At 43.4% G+C, this 19,042-nt stretch carries 13 protein-coding genes; 6 read left to right on the top strand and 7 right to left on the bottom strand.

The features are described from left to right. Positions 1 to 7 precede the first annotated feature (7 nt). Complete coding sequence (locus AAG747_RS25645) at positions 8 to 733, bottom strand: pirin family protein (protein ID WP_346824109.1); 726 nt, start codon at positions 731 to 733, stop codon at positions 8 to 10. Positions 734 to 1,084: 351 nt separating this feature from the next. On the opposite strand from AAG747_RS25645, the gene AAG747_RS25640 reads away from it, so the two are divergent. After that, positions 1,085 to 4,888: a hydantoinase B/oxoprolinase family protein gene (locus tag AAG747_RS25640; protein ID WP_346824108.1), complete on the top strand. Its 3,804-nt coding sequence runs from the start codon at positions 1,085 to 1,087 to the stop codon at positions 4,886 to 4,888. 473 nt (positions 4,889 to 5,361) lie between these two features. Next, on the top strand, positions 5,362 to 6,198 hold the full coding sequence (locus AAG747_RS25635) for a hypothetical protein (protein WP_346824107.1): 837 nt from the start codon (positions 5,362 to 5,364) through the stop codon (positions 6,196 to 6,198). Positions 6,199 to 6,275: 77 nt separating this feature from the next. Here AAG747_RS25635 and AAG747_RS25630 read toward each other — a convergent pair whose 3' ends face one another. From AAG747_RS25630 to AAG747_RS25620, 3 genes are all read right to left on the bottom strand, one after another. Then, positions 6,276 to 8,819 (bottom strand): ABC transporter permease, encoded by a 2,544-nt coding sequence (locus AAG747_RS25630; RefSeq protein ID WP_346824106.1) that lies wholly within the window; start codon positions 8,817 to 8,819, stop codon positions 6,276 to 6,278. Between the two features lie 13 nt (positions 8,820 to 8,832). Beyond that, positions 8,833 to 9,531 carry an ABC transporter ATP-binding protein gene (locus AAG747_RS25625; RefSeq protein ID WP_346824105.1) on the bottom strand — a complete coding sequence of 233 codons (699 nt, stop codon included), beginning with the start codon at positions 9,529 to 9,531 and terminating at the stop codon, positions 8,833 to 8,835. Between the two features lie 137 nt (positions 9,532 to 9,668). Next, complete coding sequence (locus tag AAG747_RS25620) at positions 9,669 to 10,736, bottom strand: hypothetical protein (RefSeq protein WP_346824104.1); 1,068 nt, start codon at positions 10,734 to 10,736, stop codon at positions 9,669 to 9,671. A 375-nt stretch (positions 10,737 to 11,111) separates the two neighbouring features. Between AAG747_RS25620 and AAG747_RS25615 the strand changes: the two genes are divergently transcribed. From AAG747_RS25615 to AAG747_RS25605, 3 genes are all read left to right on the top strand, one after another. Next, complete coding sequence (locus tag AAG747_RS25615; protein WP_346824103.1) at positions 11,112 to 11,648, top strand: class IV adenylate cyclase; 537 nt, start codon at positions 11,112 to 11,114, stop codon at positions 11,646 to 11,648. 40 nt (positions 11,649 to 11,688) lie between these two features. Further along, positions 11,689 to 12,819, top strand: a complete 1,131-nt coding sequence (locus AAG747_RS25610) for a glycerate kinase (protein ID WP_346824102.1) — start codon at positions 11,689 to 11,691, stop codon at positions 12,817 to 12,819. 63 nt (positions 12,820 to 12,882) lie between these two features. Further along, positions 12,883 to 13,788, top strand: a complete 906-nt coding sequence (locus tag AAG747_RS25605; RefSeq protein ID WP_346824101.1) for a metallophosphoesterase — start codon at positions 12,883 to 12,885, stop codon at positions 13,786 to 13,788. Between the two features lie 106 nt (positions 13,789 to 13,894). Here AAG747_RS25605 and AAG747_RS25600 read toward each other — a convergent pair whose 3' ends face one another. Next, positions 13,895 to 15,343 carry a pyridoxal phosphate-dependent decarboxylase family protein gene (locus AAG747_RS25600; protein ID WP_346824100.1) on the bottom strand — a complete coding sequence of 483 codons (1,449 nt, stop codon included), beginning with the start codon at positions 15,341 to 15,343 and terminating at the stop codon, positions 13,895 to 13,897. Between the two features lie 298 nt (positions 15,344 to 15,641). On the opposite strand from AAG747_RS25600, the gene AAG747_RS25595 reads away from it, so the two are divergent. Beyond that, positions 15,642 to 16,391, top strand: a complete 750-nt coding sequence (locus AAG747_RS25595) for a glucose 1-dehydrogenase (protein ID WP_346824099.1) — start codon at positions 15,642 to 15,644, stop codon at positions 16,389 to 16,391. A gap of 117 nt (positions 16,392 to 16,508) precedes the next feature. Here AAG747_RS25595 and AAG747_RS25590 read toward each other — a convergent pair whose 3' ends face one another. Together AAG747_RS25590 and AAG747_RS25585 are read right to left on the bottom strand one after the other, a co-directional pair. Then, on the bottom strand, positions 16,509 to 17,513 hold the full coding sequence (locus AAG747_RS25590) for an aldo/keto reductase (protein ID WP_346824098.1): 1,005 nt from the start codon (positions 17,511 to 17,513) through the stop codon (positions 16,509 to 16,511). A 394-nt stretch (positions 17,514 to 17,907) separates the two neighbouring features. After that, positions 17,908 to 18,822 carry a helix-turn-helix domain-containing protein gene (locus AAG747_RS25585; protein WP_346824097.1) on the bottom strand — a complete coding sequence of 305 codons (915 nt, stop codon included), beginning with the start codon at positions 18,820 to 18,822 and terminating at the stop codon, positions 17,908 to 17,910. Positions 18,823 to 19,042: the final 220 nt, after the last annotated feature.

The following is a 19,042-nucleotide window of genomic DNA, read 5'->3' as shown; positions in this document are numbered from 1 at the left end:
TCTCGTATTAATACTGGGCCAACTCCATAGGTACTTCAATCAAAAGAATCTCGGCTTCTTCTGAAACGGCTTTTACTTCAAAAACCTCCGTCTCCCAAATGCCCATCCCGTCTTTTGAGTCCATCCACATGCCGGCAATATGTATCTTACCGGAAAGCACAAATACATAGGTGCCTTGCCCGGGACTATGGATCAAATAGGGTAAGATGTCACCTTTTCTTAAGATACTGGTGCTGATATAGGCATTCTGATTGATCTTTAGTTCCTTTCCGGATGGTTCGGGGCAAATCATGGTGCAAATCTTTCCTGCCTTTTCTTCGTAATGGAATTGTTGCTTTTTGTAATCCGGCAAGTAATCCTTTTGTTTAGGAAAGATCCAGAGCTGGAGTAATTGTAGTCTTTCCTTTTCGGAAGGGTTTTGTTCTGAATGAATGATCCCCTTTCCAGTGGAGAGCACTTGTATTTCTCCTGGTTGCAGTATATCAGTGGTTCCTTGTGTGTTTTGGTGATAGAGGCTTCCTTGAAGTGGAAAAGAAATAATTTCAATATTATCATGGGGTTGTGCCGGATAGCCGGTCGTAGGTTCGATAAGCTCTTCGTTTAAAATCCTTAAATTTCCGAAGTCTATCCGCTCAGGTTGAAAGTATCCTTCACAACTAAAGGTGTAATACGATTTTTTCCATTCCAAATCAGCATATCCCCGGGTTTCAGCGCGGTGTATTATGGTTTTCATTAGTGGTTGTTTTTAGTTTAAGTAATGGTAGATTACTTTTTGTAAGTCATTCTGTGTTTTCGCTACTTAAGAGTATGTTTAAAATCCGTTTTACCACCAAAGGATGAAATTTAAACATGCTCTAATATAGGTAAAACACAACAAGCCGTAGTCTGCAAAGAAAATAATTACGCTATTTATTAAACAAGCCATTTGGGTACATGTTTAAATAGGCTCTTATTTTAACAGTCAAGGAATTGGGATATGTAAAACCTTGATAGGTACCGGCCTTTTGTTTACCTTAAAAACAGAAAAACAGAGACCGTTAACCTTGTGTAGATTGCTTCGGTTTACAAACGTTTATTCAAACCTATGGTACAGAAAAAATGGAAAATATGGGTGGATACGGGAGGGACGTTTACCGATGCATTGGCCTTCTCCCCGGAAGGGTATTTGAAACGCGTTAAACTATTGAGCTCCTCTTCCTTAAGAGGAAGACTTTTAGCCAGAGTGGGGGACAAAACGTATCGGATACAGGCAAACTGGCCAATTGAAAAAGATATTTTGGCCGGGTATACTTTTAACTATTTGGGGAGGGAAAATGCGGAGAGAATAATAGTCTTGCATGTTGATCACAAGCGTCAAACATTGGAATTAAGTAAGGCATTGGACCTTGAGGAGGATTTTCCGGTTGAGTTTGAAGTGACGGCCGGGGAAGAAGCACCGGTTATGGCCGCACGGATGATTACACAATGCGGTTTACAAGAACCTCTGCCTCCCCTGGAAATGCGTCTCGGTTCTACCAAAGGAACCAATGCACTACTGGAAAGAAAGGGGGCCAAAGTGGGACTGCTCGTGACAAAAGGGTTTCAAGATGTATTGGAAATAGGAAACCAACAGAGGCCGGACTTATTTTCCCTTTCGGTAGAGAAAGCCCCCTTGCTTTATTCCTATGTGGTAGAAGTGGAGGAGCGGATCGGAGCAGATGGCACCGTACTACAAGACTTACAGGAAAGTACCCTTTTCGAGACCTTTGAGGCCCTCAAGAGTTCCGGTTGTGAGGTGATTGCCATTGCTCTGATGCATAGTTATGTCAATCCTCTTCACGAACAAAAATTAAAACGGATGCTGGTCCGGTCCGGTTGGAAATATGTGTCAGCCTCTTACGAATTGGCCCCCAATATTAAAATTGTTCCCCGGGCGCAGACAGCTGTGGTAAATGCCTATTTATCGACAGTAATGGAAAAATACCTTTCCGAAGTATCAGAAAATATTCCTCAGGGCTCTCTCAAAGTTATGACAAGTGCAGGTGGTTTGGTCGCTGCCGGAATGTATCACCCGAAAGACAGCTTGTTGAGCGGTCCGGCGGGTGGGGTGGTGGGAGCAAGGGATGTTACCCGCCGAATGGGGTATAACCGGGTACTGACTTTGGATATGGGAGGAACCAGCACTGATGTATCCAAGATAGACGAGGACTTTGACTACCGGTATGAGTTAAAAGTGGGTGATGCCACGTTGTTGAGTCCTGCCTTGGCCATTGAGACAGTTGCGGCAGGAGGAGGTTCTATCTGTTCTTTTGATGGGTTTAAGTTGAATGTGGGACCGGAAAGTGCGGGGGCATTTCCGGGACCGGCTTGTTATGGAGCGGGAGGCCCCCTGACCGTTACAGATGTTAACTTGCTTTTGGGCCGTTTAATCCCGGATAATTTTGGCATTCCGGTACATAGAGAACAAGCCCGGCAAAAACTGAAAAATGTAGTAAGACAAGTCTCTGTTCAAGCCGGAAAGCCGCTTGTTGGAGAGGAAATCCTCTCTGGGTTTTTGGCCATTGCCAATGAAAAGATGGCTGAAGCGGTTCGCGAAATTTCTGTCAGAAAAGGCCATGATCCTAGAGATTTTGCCCTTTTGGGTTTTGGTGGTGCCGGAGGGCAACATGCCTGTGCAATTGCCGGACTCTTGCATATGGATACGGTATTGATCCCGTATGATGCAGGTTTGTTAAGTGCCTATGGTATAGGAAAGGCCATTGTAGAACGCTTTGCTATACGCCAAGTGTTAGCACCTTTGCGAGTTATGATAGGTCAACTGGACGGTATCTTGCAGCAACTTCAAATGGAGGCTTATACTCAATTGAAAAGCGAGGGGTATTCCGAGAAGCATATGAGGGTAAGGTTTGTATACCTTTACTTGAGATTTGCTGGACAAGAACATTGTGTGGAAATCAAATACCAAAAGAGATCTGCAATTCTTTATTCATTTCGGGAGGCTTATCAAAAATTATATGGGCACTGGCTGGAAAACCGGGAAATTGAAGTGGAGTCTGTAAAGCTTGTGGCTTCTGTATTGGAGAATGATCCGGTAGCACCTCCGGAAAAAGAATTGAGAGACGTGGAAGGTCCGATAGTTCCTGGTGAATATCAACAAGCATATTTTAACGGAACCTGGTACTCTACCCCGGTTTATCCTTGGGAAAAGCTTGTACCCAAAAAAGAAATTCAGGGGCCGGCTATTGTTACAACCTCGACCAGCACCCTCGTAGTAGAACCCGGTTGGGCATTGGAAATAACAACACAAGGGGATGCCTTGATACGGAAAATTAAAAGTGAAGTTCCTGCTTCGGAAATGTCCTCCGGCATTGAAGCCGTAAACCTGGAACTCTTTACACATCGGTTTAAAGCGATTGCCGAAGAAATGGGAGCCGTATTGGAACGGACTGCGTTTTCGGTCAATGTAAAGGAACGTATGGACTTTTCTTGCGCTTTGCTGGACAGAAATGGCGAATTGGTAGTCAATGCACCACATATCCCCGTGCATTTGGGCAGCTTAGGCGTTTGTGTGCGGAAGGTAAAAGCGTTATTCCCAATGAATGAAGGAGATGTGGTTATTACCAATCACCCTGGGTTTGGGGGTTCTCATTTACCCGATATCACATTAATCAGTCCGGTATATTTTCAACAACAATTAATCGGCTATGTAGCGAACCGGGCACACCATGCGGAATTAGGAGGTAAACGGCCCGGGTCTATGCCTCCCGATGCACAAAATCTGGCCGAAGAGGGGGTGGTAATTTCCCCTCGTTACCTGGTGAAAAAAAATAGTATTCATTGGAAAGCAATTCGTCAAATGTTGGAAGAAGGCCCTTATCCATCCCGGTCTTCGGATGAAAACCTGGCCGACTTAAGTGGAGGCTTGGCCTCTTTAAATGCCGGTGTGCAGGCTTTACAGCGCCTCTGTGAAAAGCACTCAAAGCATCAGGTGAAAATGTATATGAAGCGGTTAAAAGCACATGCCGCGGAGTGGGTGGCAGAAGCTATTCACCCTTTCTTAAATCAATCTTTTGAAGCAATAGAGTATTTAGATGACGGTACACCTCTTCAAGTAAAACTGCAATTTGAAAAGAACAATATCCTCTCGATAGATTTTTCGGGCACGGGCCCGGTGCATCCAGGAAATTTCAACGCTACCCCGGCGATTGTCAACAGCGTAGTAATTTATTTCTTGCGATTGTTAGTGCAAAAACCGGTTCCGCTCAACGAAGGCTTGTTAAAACGGGTAAAAATCATCATCCCTGAGGGGCTTCTTAACCCCGGCTTTTCAGACAATCCGGAGGAATGCCCGGCAGTGGTAGGTGGAAATACGGAGACCAGTCAACGGTTGGTCGATACCTTAATCAAGGCCCTGGGGATAGCTGCTTCCAGCCAAGGAACCATGAACAATTTGGCATTTGGCAATGCCTCCTATGGATATTATGAAACCATTGCGGGAGGGACCGGAGCCGGCCGGGGGGTTCATGGGGCCAATGCGGTTCATCATCATATGACCAATACGCGCATTACGGATCCGGAGGTTTTGGAAAAACGCTATCCCGTCCGGTTGGAAGAGTTTTCCATCCGGCAGGATTCCGGAGGAAAAGGACAGTTTCGGGGAGGGAAAGGACTCATACGTAAAATCCGCTTTTTGGAAACTTCCGAATTGACAATCCTTGCACAACACCGGGTGCAAAAACCGTTCGGCATACATGGGGGAGAAGAAGCAAGACCTGGCAGGCAATGGGTGGTACGTAAGGGGGGAGCCGTCCAATCATTGAACGGTGTGGATCAATGTATGATGTATCCTGGGGACGTCATTGTCATGGAAACTCCCGGGGGTGGAGGCTATGGTAAACCGGATATTTAATTTTGTAATTAACGAAGTTTCAGAATAGTTTGAAATAAAAGAATTTGAGGCCTCTTGTATGCTTCTAACCTGGGAAGTAGGTGGGGGTGGAAACGGGGCGAATTCAAGAAAGAGACTCAACCCTTACGGAACTTTGACAGAAGACTGTTGAGGTAAGAACCGGGTGATTTCGAACAAATATTAAATGTGACAAGGTGACTATTTACAGGCGAAGTCATAAAGGATTACAAGCCATAAAAGGGGAATGGATATTTAACAATGTGCGACCCAAAATACTAGGCTTTTTTATTGACTTTTACTCGATTTATTTGTTCCTTCTAAGTAGGAAACTTCAAATTTGAACATAAATTCCTAACTAAGTTCAAGTAATCACGTAGACTATAACCGACCTTATAATCCTGCCTCACCAACTGAATAAACGTCTCAATGGACTAACTGAAATTGGCCATTTTGAAACTAAATTTTCAAGAACAATGAACAGACTTCTAACTATCATGGTGGTATGGGTGGTTACTTTTACGGCATGTACCAAAGGAGAAAGAAAAAGCGATTTTTTGACCTCGGAAAACAAACAAATAAGTGAGGAGGTGAGTAACTTATCCGGCACTTGGCGTTTGGTATCAGGCAATCCGTTTATCCGGTTTATCGAAAATGTCCCGGAGGATTTTAGTTCTCACACCAGTTTGCTCATCTTTTCTAAAAAACATTGGACTTTTGTCCGGTTCAACCCACGCGATCGTCAATTCTATTCGGCGAAAGGAGGCAGTTACTCCTTTGAAAAAGAAAGTATTTCCTTTTATACTGAATACGATTCGGAGAACGAAAATAATTTTGGTGCCATTCATGCATTCAAAGTCCTCTTGGACCAAGACAAACGGAATAAATTGTGCATTTGGATGAATGGAGGGGGGGATGCCAATCAACAATGTACTTTTCAAAAAATGGAAGCCGGTTCTCAGGACCATCCGATGATGGGAGCTTGGCTCAATGTCTCTATGCTGAATCGCAATGGCAAAATGATTGAACCACTCTCTACCGTGATCGAAATCTTTACGGATAATTATTATGTGATTTCGATTTACGATGTCGAAAATCAACATTTCGCAGGAGCTGGTGGCGGCACTTATTTTTTGAGCAGCGGACAACTATTTTGCAATGTGGAGTTTTACAGCTGGGACTCTACCTGGGTGGGGGAGCAACTTGTATTTGACTGTATTTTGGATAAAGAATATTGTCAGTTGTCGGGAGTGCTCAATTTGGAAAACTTTAAAAACCGGAAAGTAGAAGAACATTGGGAGCGGTTAGATTGAGGCGTATGGAGAGTATTCCTTTTGATGGAAATTTAAAACAAGCACAAACAAAAGTTAACCCGGTTTGTGTTTGTTTTTTATTGCACTTTCCTGAGTATTTGCATAGGAGAAACCCGTAGTATATTCCGGTAATTCCACCAACCAATCATGATAATGAGCAGGCCAATCCCTAAAGAAAATAAAGTCAGCTCCAGGTAATTTGGCCGGACCGGCATCTCAAATAAGTAATTTAACAATACTTCACTGACCAAAAAGGCCAAAGAAAAGCCCGTACAAACAGAGAAAAAACCCAAATAGCCGAATTCAATTAAATTGATTGTAAAAAGTTGCTTCCGGACCAGCCCCAAAGTGCGTAATAACACTGTTTCCTGAATGCGGAGGTATTTACTATTGGAAATACTACTGATTAAGATAACGATCCCAATACATAGAAAGAGAAAGGTCATAAAATGAATGACAAATGCCACCTTGTCAATGACTTCATTTAAAGAACGCAGCAGAATATTCAGGTCTATGGATGAAATGTTCGGGAAAAGCTCAGAAATCAGGTTTTGAAAACTTGCTGTCTTTAGTTTCGTGGGCGAATCAATTAAAATCGCATAAAATTTAGGGGACTTTTCCAGGATGCCTTCGGGAAAAATAAACACAAAATTAGCTTGTAACTTGAGCCGGTTGACTTTCCGGATGCTGCCTACGTAGGTTTCCAGGTCTATTCCATGAATACTGAACCGGATGGGATCTCCCAAATGCAATTGTAGTTTTTCGGCCAATTGCTGGTCCACAGAGACAAATACGGAGTCATTTTGGCTTTTGGGGAACTCACCGCTTACGATGACTTCCCCTTCGGATAATTCGCTGCGGTAAGTGACCGGATAATCAATATATAAGGCCCAATTGGGAACTCCCGTAGAGTCGCTGTATGCATCTATGGAAAGGTTTTGAATACTTTTAATCCTGGTATTGATGACCGGAATGACTTCCCGGGTATTGAGTTGATAATTTGCCACTTGCCGTAATACGGCCTCTTTTTGGTCGGGTTGTACATCGACCAAAACCAAATTTACCCGGTTGTGTTTGCCGGCAATTTGTACCTGTCGTAATAAACTGCTTTTTACCAAACTCATCGTCCCGACTAAAAATGCACACATACCGATGATCACCACTAACACTACGGTTTGGTTATTGGGGCGATGCAGGTTTGAAAAGGCTTGTTTCCACTCGAATTTTAACCGTTTGGCCAAGAGTGACGCTCCTACTAACAACAGAATTGCCAGGCACCAAAGGAAAAGAATACAGGCCATTACCCCTCCGAAAAATAGCAAACCCAGCTCCGGATCGTTTGCATGGCGGATGGCAATGCCTACCATGCATAGAAGAATCAATGCAATCAGGAAAAAATTGCGGATTTTGACCTGCCAGGAATTCGTAAGTTTGGGGGCCTTTAGCATGGACAAGGCCGGGATGCTCCGCATTTGTAACAAGGGAATCGAGCCGATCAATAAAGTAAGCAACAAGCCATAAGTCAACCCGCTCAAGGTAGCTTGCAATGAAATTGAAAAATGTAGCCGTACAGGGATGAATTCATTCAGTACCAGTGGGATAAGCAATTGTAATACATTTCCCATGGCTATTCCCATCAGGCTACCCACAAGGGCAAGGAAAACTAACTGAAGCAAATACACCCAATACATCGCCTGGCTACTGGCTCCTATGCTCCGGGCCAGTGCCACCCTTTTGCGTTTTTCTTTGGTATATAACAATATGCTACAGGCTATTCCAATACTGCCCAACACCAAGGAAAGGTAGCTGAGCAGGTTCATATATCGGTACAGGTGATCAAATGCTTCGGAGAGGTTTTTTTTTCGATAGTCCAAAGTTTCAAAACTGTACCCGTACTTGCGGATATAAGGCTTGAGTTTTGCCAGAAGGTCTTGATCATCCTCTTCCCCAATGCACCGGAAAAATTGCCGGTAGGTAACATTACTTCCCCTTTGGATCAAGGCCGTATTTTTTAATTGCCGGTAGGGAATATACACGGACGGAGCCAATGAGGTAATTAAGTTGATATTACCGGGTACTTTCGTAACATAACCGACTACGGGAAGCATCAACTGTCCGACTTTGATAGAATCATTGATGAGCAAATTGTATTGAATCGCCAGGTTTTCATCGACTAATGCGCCTCTACCCAAACGAAAAGAGGCCAATGCTTGTGGAGGATAGGTCTCAAAATTTCCATAAAAGGGGTAGGGGCCTTCTATTCCGATCACTTGAGCCAACCGGCTTTGAGAAGTATTGGGAAACTGGACCATGGACGGCAAGCGGGCATCCAAGGCACTGGGGTTGGCAAATGAATCGGGGAGGGCTACTTCTGCACTTTCGAAAGGTTGGCTGCTGTACAAAACCAAGTCTGCGGCAAGCAACGCTTTAGCTTGGTTTTCCAAATCCGATTTTAAATTTTCATTGAAGGAGGTAATGGCTACTAAAGCGGCTATTCCTAAAATAATCGATAATAACAATAACGCAACCCGCTCCGGTTGAGTCCGCATATCTCTCCACATAAACCGCCAAATCCACCGGTCTTTGAACAGGTTGGTCGAAGGGCGCGGTATAGGACTCAACTTATTCAATTGTTTAAGACGGTTTTAAGGTTTTTTCAATATACGGTGTTAGTTTTCCCCTAGCCATTTGATACACCCGGTCACATTGCATGGCCAAGTCCATTTGATGAGTGACAATGACCATAGGGGTTGCCAGAGTTTTATTCATTTCGAAAAGAAGTGTAGTGATTTCATCAGAAGCTTCCCGGTGCAGGTTACCTGTAGGTTCATCAGCCAGCAAGATCAAGGGTTGGGTAACTATGGAGCGGGCGATGGCTACCCTTTGTTGCTCTCCTCCGGAAAGCATACTTGGGTAATGATAATACCGTTCTGATAATCCCATTTTGGATAACAAGGCTTGGGCTTTTTCCTTTTTGCCGGAGGTTTGCCGAAGGATTTCCAAGGGGAATAAAACGTTTTCCAAGGCTGTATAATGCGGAAGCAACTGGTAATCCTGATACACCAGGCCAATATATCGGTTTCGCATATATGCCCGGTCATTTTCAGTTAATTGATTCAGTTGAGTCGGACCCAGGAATATTTCTCCTTGATCGGGAAGGTCCAGCCCGGCAAGCAGATTTAGCAAGGTGGTTTTACCACTGCCCGAAGCACCTATGATGGCCACAGATTCCCCGGGGTAAACGTGGAAGGATACATCTTGAAGCACAACCACCGACTCACTACCTGTCCGGTAGGTTTTTGTGAGGCGATGGGCGTTTAATACTGGCTCCAAGGTTTGAACAATTTTGAGTGCTAGGTGAAAATTCTATGGTAGTAAAGGTAGAATTTAATCATACTCTTTGTGAAAAACCAATTGTACATGCAGTTTTAATGAAACATTTGGGACCCCGTAGCACAACTAAGCTGAACTTATTCATTTAATTCGTTACACTTTCCTGCCCTCCAAAACTGTATGCCGTTTTTCTGGGCATGATAGGCATTTTCGTAGGTCTTCCCATCGCATCCGCACACAGGGTCACTGTTTTTATAATAGGTTAAGTTTTTGTCATTGGCGGTGGACTTACAGGGCACAATCTCTTCCAAGGTTTTCAGGTCGTATACCACTTTGGACAAGCGGGCCGTACGGGTACACTTATCGGTATAGTACAGCGATTCGGTTTCCATTTTAGCATATACTAAGAACGATTCGCCTTCAAAGTACACATGATCACAAGAGCTGGTACCTGCCCTGAGATAGATTCTTCTTTCCGGAAAGAGTTTTCCCTTCCAATAGGAAGTTACCTCAAATTCCACCACATCATACGATTCCATGGGGGTCACTTTGCTAACCACGCCTACAAAGACCGCATCGGAGGATTGATAGGCTTCTTCTACAGTCACTACCTTTTTACTGCAATAGCAGGGCACATGCTCGTTTTTTACCCAAGAGCCTTGTTCCACATCACCATTCCGGTAGATCATGATCCCCTTTCCTTGCCGCATATTATTTTTCCAATCGCCTATATAGCGATCTCCGTTAGGGTAGGTATGTGTACCTTGACCATTACACATATCCCCGAGCCACTGGCCTTCGTGTTTTTCTCCGTTTACTTTGGATAGCTTGCCATAGCCACTCTTTTTTCCATTGCGGAATCCCCCCGTATAAGTATCTCCGTTAGGCCACTTGTAAGTACCTTCCCCTTCCATAAACCCGTTATGCCACTCTCCCGAATAACTGCTCCCGTCATAAAACTCCAAGGTGCCATAGCCATGCATCACGTCATTGCGCCATTTGCCTACGTATATACTGCCATCGGGCCATACGTACTTCCCTTGTCCGTGTTTAATCACTCCATAGCGGGTTTCTCCTTCATATTTCCCTTTATCCTGGCTTGCCGGTTTTTTTTGAGCATATCCTGGCAAAAGCATTCCCCAGCATAAAAAGAAAAGTAAACAAGTGATCATTGGCATTTGCTGCCGGTGGTTGAATCGATTCATTGATATGTTGTTAGTTATCTTTTTAGAATATTCTTTTCGTAAACTTTTTTCGAGCGGCTCTCTCTCCTGGAAGCACCTCCAAATCCCTTTTTCCATTGGGATGAACTCTCATCTTCTTTACTGCTTATTGTTATTTCTTAACAATTATATAAAGGGGAAAGGTGGAATCCAAAAGCGATTTTTTGATTTTGAATACAATCTTTCGCAACTATAGAAGGAACTCTCCTTGCTAATGGAAAAGAATTTGGGTGAGAAAGGTGCCGGAACACACTGTTTCCTTAAAAATATCCGCATTTTTAAAAAGAACTTAAGGATTTGGAAGTAAATTTATACGCGTCCAAATTTAACTGATTCACCAACAATAAACTTCCTGTTATGACACACTTAAATGTAGAGATTAAAGCTAAATATGAAGATTTGGCGAAAGCCGAAGACATCCTGATGAAGGAAGGAGCGGTGTTAAAAGGTACGGATCACCAAACAGACACGTATTTTGATGCCAGTAATTTTCGCCTGAAACTACGGGAAGGAAATATTGAAAATGCGCTGATCAGTTACGATCGCAATGACCTAAAAGGTCCCAAAGATTCAGTGGTGGATTTATATAAACCCGCTGATATTGCCCAGTTAAAAGTAATTCTTAAAAAAACAGTGGGTGTAAAAGTAGTGGTGGAGAAAGAGCGAAAAATCTTTTTTATTGAAAATGTAAAGTTTCATCTGGATGAGGTAAAGGATCTCGGGAATTTTGTGGAAATCGAAGCAATTGATAAAGAAGGAAGCCTGAACAAAGAAAAATTAACCGAGCAGTGTAAACGCTATAAAACTTTGTTGGACATTAAAGAAGAGGACTTAATTGCCCGTTCCTATTCGGATTTGTTAATTGAGAAAATTGATAACGAAGCCCGGGGGTAAGGAGGGCATAACGTAGTTTATGAAATAGAACGACAAGCCAATGACGAAGATTCTTGTGGCACCCGGAGCTTTTAAAGGAAGTGTTTCCGCGAAGCAGGCTTCAACGGCGATTGCCAAAGGGTTGTTGTACAAAGACCCGTCCTTGGAAATTATCGAGTTACCCGTTTCGGACGGAGGAAATGATTTTGTAGAAGTATTACTGCATACATTGTCCGGTGAGGAGCTATTTGCCAGAGTGAGAGATCCTTTAGGGCATGAGGTAAGGGCGAAATGGGGTTGGTGTAAGGGAGAACTGGCAGTCATCGAAATGGCCGAAGCATCGGGGCTTCATTTGCTCAGCCCCGATGCGTTGAACCCTTTAAAAGCCTCTAGTTTTGGAACAGGCCAGTTGCTTGTGGAAGCCTTAAATAAAGGCGCAAAAAAAATTCTGTTGGGCATAGGGGGGAGTGCAACGGTAGATGGTGGAGTAGGGGCCTTACAGGCATTGGGTGTTCGTTTTCTGAACCAAAAAGGAGTGGTGGTAAACCCTTATGAGGTCAACTTGTCTGAAGTGCAACAAGTGGATTTACAAGGGCTGGACCCAAGGTTGAAAGAAATTTCGCTTGAGATTGCTTGTGATGTCTCCAATCCCTTGATTGGCGAACAAGGCGCTGCCAAAGTATTTGCCCCGCAAAAAGGCGCTACAAACAAACAGGTGGAAATGTTGGAAGAGGGCTTAAGCCATTGGGCGGAATTGCTTGAAAAAGCAACAGGAAAAGATATTACCAAGCTACCGGGTGGAGGGGCTGCCGGGGGCATAGCGGCTGGCTTTGTAGCTTGCCTGGAGGCCACCTTAAGCAATGGGATCGATCTGGTATTGGACGCTTTTGCCTTTGATACCATAGTGCAACAAGTGGACTGGGTCATTACCGGAGAAGGCAGCCTGGACAGGCAATCCCTGAAAGGTAAAACGCCTGTGGGAGTTGCCCGACGGGCAAAGCAGTTTGAGAAAAAAGTAGTAGCCCTTGCCGGAAGTGTTGAACAGACTATTGCATTGAATCAGTACTTTGATGCTGTATTCAGTATTGTGCCGGGGCCATGTACGCTGGAAGATGCATTGAGCTTTACGGAAAGGAATTTGAGTTTCGCCAGTGGGCAATTAGCTTGTTTTTTGTCCTCAATGAAGAAGTAAGCCTTTGCGGCTAATCACGCCTTATTGTTAATAATTATTCCTTAAAAAAATATCAAAAGCATTGTGAAAAACTGGACAATTACCCGTAGGAAATTTTTAAAAACAAGCGCTTTGACGGCAGGTGCTACGGCATTGGGCACGTTCCCATCCTTTGGCAAAGAGATGAAAAAAGCATTGCGTTTTGGCGTGGTCACAGATACCCACTATGCCGACCGGGAGCCTCAAGGCAAAAGGTACTATCGCGAATCAAAAACCAAACTTCAAGAATGTGTGGGATTGATGAATGAGCAGAATGTAGATTTTTTGATCCATTTGGGCGATTTCAAAGATCAGGCAAAAGACCCTCAAGAGCAACAAACCATTCACTATCTGCAAGCGCTGGAAAAGGTGTTTGCGCAATTTAAAGGCAAGCGCTTTCATGTGTTGGGAAATCATGATATGGACAGTATTTCCAAATCCCAATTTCAGGGAAATATTAAAAATTCGGGAATCCCCAAAGAAAAAACCTATTATTCCTTTGACCATAAACACTGGCACTTCGTGGTACTGGATGCCAATTTTACCAGTGAAGGAAAAGCATATGATCACGGTAATTATGATTGGACGGATGCCAATATCCCACAAGAACAATTGGATTGGCTGCAAAAAGATCTGAGCAAAACGAAGTTTCCTGTCATTGTATTTTGCCATCAACTGTTGCAAGAAGAAGGAAATTATACCGTGAAAAATGCAGCGGCTGTGCGGGCGGTTTTAGAAGCTTCCGGCAAGGTACAAGCTGTATTTCAAGGACATATCCATAAAGAAAAACATGCGGAAATCCAGGGGATTCACTATTCCACTTTTTTGGCTGTGGTGGATGGAGAAGGAAAGGAAAATAACAGTTATGCCATTGTAGAACCACAACAGGAAGGAATCCGGATTACCGGCTACCGGAAAGCCTCCCATCAAGTATTGGAGAGAGGAAAATAAAGATGCATAAGGTCCAAGGCGATAAAGTAAACCAACGCGAAAGGGGATAAAAAGAGCAATCGGTATAAAGATATTTTACCCTGCTTTTATCCCTTTTTTAAAGCGTCTACTTAGTTGATAACATTTCGGCTTTGAGTAGCTTTCCGATGGTATCCAACAGTTGTGTTAATTCCAATTCCGTAGTTAACGGATTCATAAGAGTAGCCCGTAAGTACACAAGCCCCTTCAATTGTGTTTGGACAATATAAAATTCTCCTTTCTCTAAGAGTTGCCTTCTCAAGTTCCGGTTAATGGTATTTAGTTCTTCGGTGGATTTTTTTGCTGATGTGTATCGGAAACAAATAATATTGGCTTGAGGCCGGAGCGCTAACTCCAGGTCTTGACGACTTTCGATAAGTCGGGCAAAGCGTTGTGTTAACTGATACAAGTAGTCGATATTGGCTTCAAAGAGTTCCGGGCCATAGGTGCGCAGCAAAGTATACACTTTGAACCCCATCATATATTTGGTGCATTCGAAGGTGCGCTTCCCAAGTTCATGCCATTCCTGTTCGTCTTGTTCATAAAGGTATTGAGCTTTTTGAGCGAATGCAGAATAAGAATCTTTTCCTTCTCTGAAGACAACAGCCGTTGCCAATGCAGGAGTCAGCAGCATTTTATGATAATCGATGATGATGGAGTCGGCTTGAGTGACTCCTTTTAACAAAGAAGCATATCGGGAAGAGTATGCTACAGCGCCACCATGAGCCCCGTCTATATGAAACCACAATGGTTTGCCTTGACAAAACCGGCCTATTGCTTCTAAATTATCATAAGATCCGGTGGAAGTCGAACAGGCAGAACCCACGATGGCTATTACTTCAAACCCATTGGCCTGAGCTTGTTGGTAATACTCCTCCAGTAAGGAAGTATCCATCTGAAATTGTGCATTGACTGGGATCTTTATCACCCCCTCAGCACCAAAACCCATGATCCGGCAAGCCCGGTCTATACAGTAATGAGCTTCTTCGGAAACCATTACCGCAAGTTTTTGGCGCAAGCCTTTTTCCCAGATATTGCCTTGGCTTACTTTCTGTCTGGCAGCGAGCAGTGCGGTCAAAGTCGCCAAGGTGCCTCCGGAGGTTAAGAAACCATCTGCCTGCTCATCAAAGCCCAATACTTTGCTTAATTCTTGTATGACCAACCGCTCCATGGCCGTAGCGGTAGCGCCCATTTCATAAACCGCCATGCCATTGTTCAAAAAGCTGGAAACCAACGAGGTTAATGCGGCTAGAGGTGCCACCGGAGAGACTTGATGCCCAATGTATTTGGGATGATGCAAATGGATGGATTGATCAAGCACTTGTTGGAAAAAATCCGGTAAATTTAGTTTGGGGTTTTGCAGGGCTTCTTGCCAATACGTCAATTGTTGGTTAGGAAACTTCCATTGAGTTACAGGAATGCCATCTTTTTGCTGACTTACCTTTTCCAGATAATCCGCCAGTAGGTTAACCATTTGATGTCCTTGCTCTCTAAAAGTACCGGGGTCGTAGAGTTTTTTTGCAAAATTGTTGTCCATGAGGGAGGTGTTTTGGGTTGCCTTTTCCATCCTCGAATTTAGTGGATCTTTTGGAGGATACGAAAAATATTAATAGATACATTCAAATATTTAAATATTTTATTTATACTTGTAATTCCATATGGCAAGTAAGACATAAGACACACAGAAAGTTTTAGGAGGTCCCGGTTAAGAACGGGGTTCTTTTTTAAATTAAAATATAGATATATTTAAATGTATGAATTCATAAAGGCTTAAACCAAGGAGATCCCTTTCAATTCACATAATTATTTTATACAGTATCCAACAAGAAAAAATCATGAACAAATTAAAAAACAAAGTCGCTTTTATTACCGGTGGAAACAGTGGAATTGGCTTGGCCACCGCCCAACTTTTTGCACAAGAAGGTGCCCGTGTGGTGATTACAGGCCGTAGGCAGGAAGCCCTTGAAGAAGCGGTACATTCCATAGAAGGAGAGGTGTCGGCATTTCTGGCCGACTCAAGGGATTTGGAAGCTTCCAAATTGGCTATCCGGAAGACGGTGGAGAGATATGGTAAAATCGATATCCTCTTTTTGAATGCGGGAATCGCCAAATTTGCCCCCATGGCTGAAATCACCGAAGCGCATTTTGATGAACATTTTACCATTAATGTAAAAGCTCCGTTTTTCACCATCAAAGAGGCCATCCCTTATTTAAATGAAGAGGCCGTGATCGTAAGCAACACGTCTATCGTACACCAGAAAGGGTTTCCGGGCTCAGGTGTGTATACGGCTACCAAGGCGGCTTTAAGATCGCTTTCCAGAGTGCTTGCCAACGAATTGCTCGACAAGAAAATACGGACGGTAAGTGTCGCTCCGGGTCCTATCGAAACCCCGATTTATACTAAAATGGGCAGGTCGGAAGAAGAGCTGGATGCCATGGGGCAACAAATGGCACAGCAAGTCCCCTTGGGCAGGTTTGGTTCTGCGGAAGAAGTAGCCAAAGCGGTGTTATTTTTGGTTTCCGAAGATGCTTCCTTTGTCAATGGGGTGGAGTTGGAAGTGGATGGCGGATTAAGTCAGGTGTAAAAGTTAAGAGATAAATAAACTAAAAGGTCAAAGGCTTGCAGTTGAGCATTTTCGACTGCAAGCCTTTTTGTTGGGTTTTGAAAGGCTGCCTGTTGAGTCTCCTTACTCCGGTTGAAATTAATTATTCACCAGTTTCATGGCCCCTTCCGAATAGCGTTCGCCATGCACTTTGATCGTATCGGAGAGAGCCGTAATACTGTCCATATCTTCGGTAGAAAGTGTAATATCAGCCGCCCCTGCATTTTCTTCCAAATACTTGATCTTTTTTGTGCCGGGTATCGGAAGAATATTTTCTCCTTTTGCCAGCAACCAGGCCAAGGCCAGTTGTGCCGGAGTGCAATTTTTTTGTTGGGCAATTTCCTCCAGTTTATCCACTAACTTTTTATTGTGAAGAAAACTCTCTTCTTGAAAGCGGGGGAGCGTTTTGCGAAAATCATCTTCCTCTTTAGGAACTTCTTTTATCGCTCCGGTAAGCATTCCCCGGCCTAAGGGACTATAAGGAACCAACGAAATCCCCAACTTTTGGCAAACCGGTAGAATTGCTTTTTCAATATCTCGGGTAAACAGTGAGTATTCGGATTGCAATGCCGAGATGGGATGTACCGCATATGCCTTTTTGAGTGATTCTACCGAAGCCTCAGAGAGACCGAGATAACGGACCTTTCCCTCTTTTACCAGTTCGGCCATGGCGCCTACGGTTTCCTCAACCGGAACGTTGGGGTCCACTCTATGGCTGTAATACAAGTCTATGGTATCGATGCCCAATCGTTTTAAGCTGGCTTCACAGGCTTGCTTTACATATTCCGGACGACCGTCAAAATAGGTTTTGTAGGTTTTCATATCTTTCGGATCAAATCCCTCTTCGTAACGAAAACCAAATTTGGTCGCCAGGAATACTTTGTCGCGATGTTGTTGTAATACCTTCCCGACCAGTTCTTCATTGTGCCCTTTGCCATACATATCGGCCGTGTCCCAAAAGTTGACCCCCAAGTCCAAGGCATGTTCCAAGGTGGCTATTGACTGTTGGTCATCCCTTGGACCGTAGGCAAAGCTCATTCCCATACAGCCCAAGCCGATAGCGGATATTTGTTGGTTGGTTTTTCCGAGTTTTCTGTAGTTCATAATTAAGTTTTTAGGTTTTTTAAAATTGAAGTGGTTTAAACGTATGGTTTTTGACCGGAAATGGAATCAAAATCGGCTCATCAAGGCACTTTTTGAAAAGAATAGCCAAAACTATTGTTGAAAAAAGTAACACAGAGGAGGCGTTTTTGAAACATTTTTTAGGAAAAAGAAAAAGTTTAATTCACTTCATTATTATCTACAAAGGTATCAGGCTGCTGCCGAAGCGAGTTTCGCTATTCAAACCAAAAATTATAAAATTCAAACAGGAGGATGGGGAGGTTGTAAGCAAATAGAAATTGAGAACGGTTAGTCAACGAAATACCGGGTGAAACCTTGGCGGTTACTAAAGTGGATTTGTTTCGTGATCTACTTTCCTATTAGAGAATTGCATCAACTACCCTCTAAACCGTTTGGGGGTGATGCTCATTTGCTTTTTGAAAAAATTATTGAAATATGCCGGGCTTTCAAAGCCGAGGCAATAGGCAATATCGGCAATGTTCCAGTCCGTATGTTGTAACAATGCTTTGGCCTCTTGTAGCAATCTTGCCGTAATATGCCCGGTAGTGGTTTTGCCCGTAACTTTTTTTATTGCCCTGTTCAAGTGGTTGGTATGCACAGACAAGCGAAAGGCATAGTCATTGGCACTTTTCAGTTGTAAGGAATGCTCAAAAGACACGGGAAACTGCCGTTCCAATAATTCCAGAAACAGCGAAGTAATGCGGGAGGCGGCATCATGATGTTGGAAAAAAGAATCGGCCGGTTGCATTTTTAAGGCTTCATGCAGTATGAGGTTCATATAGTTGCGGATCAAGTCAAATTTATATCGATAATCCGAAGCGATTTCTTTGAGCATTTCTTCAAATAGTCCGCTTATCCGTTCGGTTTGTGCCTCGTCTACAAAAAAGACCGGGTTTCCACCCACTCTGAACAAGGGGGAATAATACAAGTTTTCACTTTGGTAGTCCGTATTGACAAAGCCTTCGGTAAAAAGGCAAAAGTATCCTTCCTGTACTTCTGACCGGGCTTCCCAGGCATAGGGGATGTTAGGGTTGGAAAATAACAAAGCATTTTGAGAAATGTCAATGCCTTTGTCTGCATAATATAACGTCCCGGTGCCAATGACAAGAGAGATTTTAAAAAAGTCCCTTCGGTTATAAGGTTTGTAGTGGGTGCAAGAACTGCTGAAATCACTCCTCCTATACACATTAAAATGCCCCCATTCATTGGCTTGTTGTGCTTGGAGGTTGACATTTGGATCTTTAAAGGAGACCTGTTTGTAAAAGTCCGTTAACGATTGGCTAGTGTTCATGGTGATCAAAGCTTGCTGTGTGAAAGCATAAAATTATAAAAATCAAACCATAAATGCCCAGCTCTTAGGCTGGGACGTTATAGGAAATGTTTTAATTGAAATAAACCTTGATGTTTGGAGGAGTAAGGTGTGGCTTCACTAGGTAGGAAGAGTAAATTAAAGGTTATTACAAGGGGATTTGTTTAATTATATACCTAAAATTACATAATAAAAAACAAAT

Source organism: Rapidithrix thailandica, assembly GCF_039710355.1.
Taxonomy (GTDB): Bacteria; Bacteroidota; Bacteroidia; order Cytophagales; family Flammeovirgaceae; genus Rapidithrix; species Rapidithrix thailandica.
The sequence above is the reverse complement of the archived record's forward strand: the minus strand, read 5'-3'. Positions and strand labels throughout refer to the sequence as shown.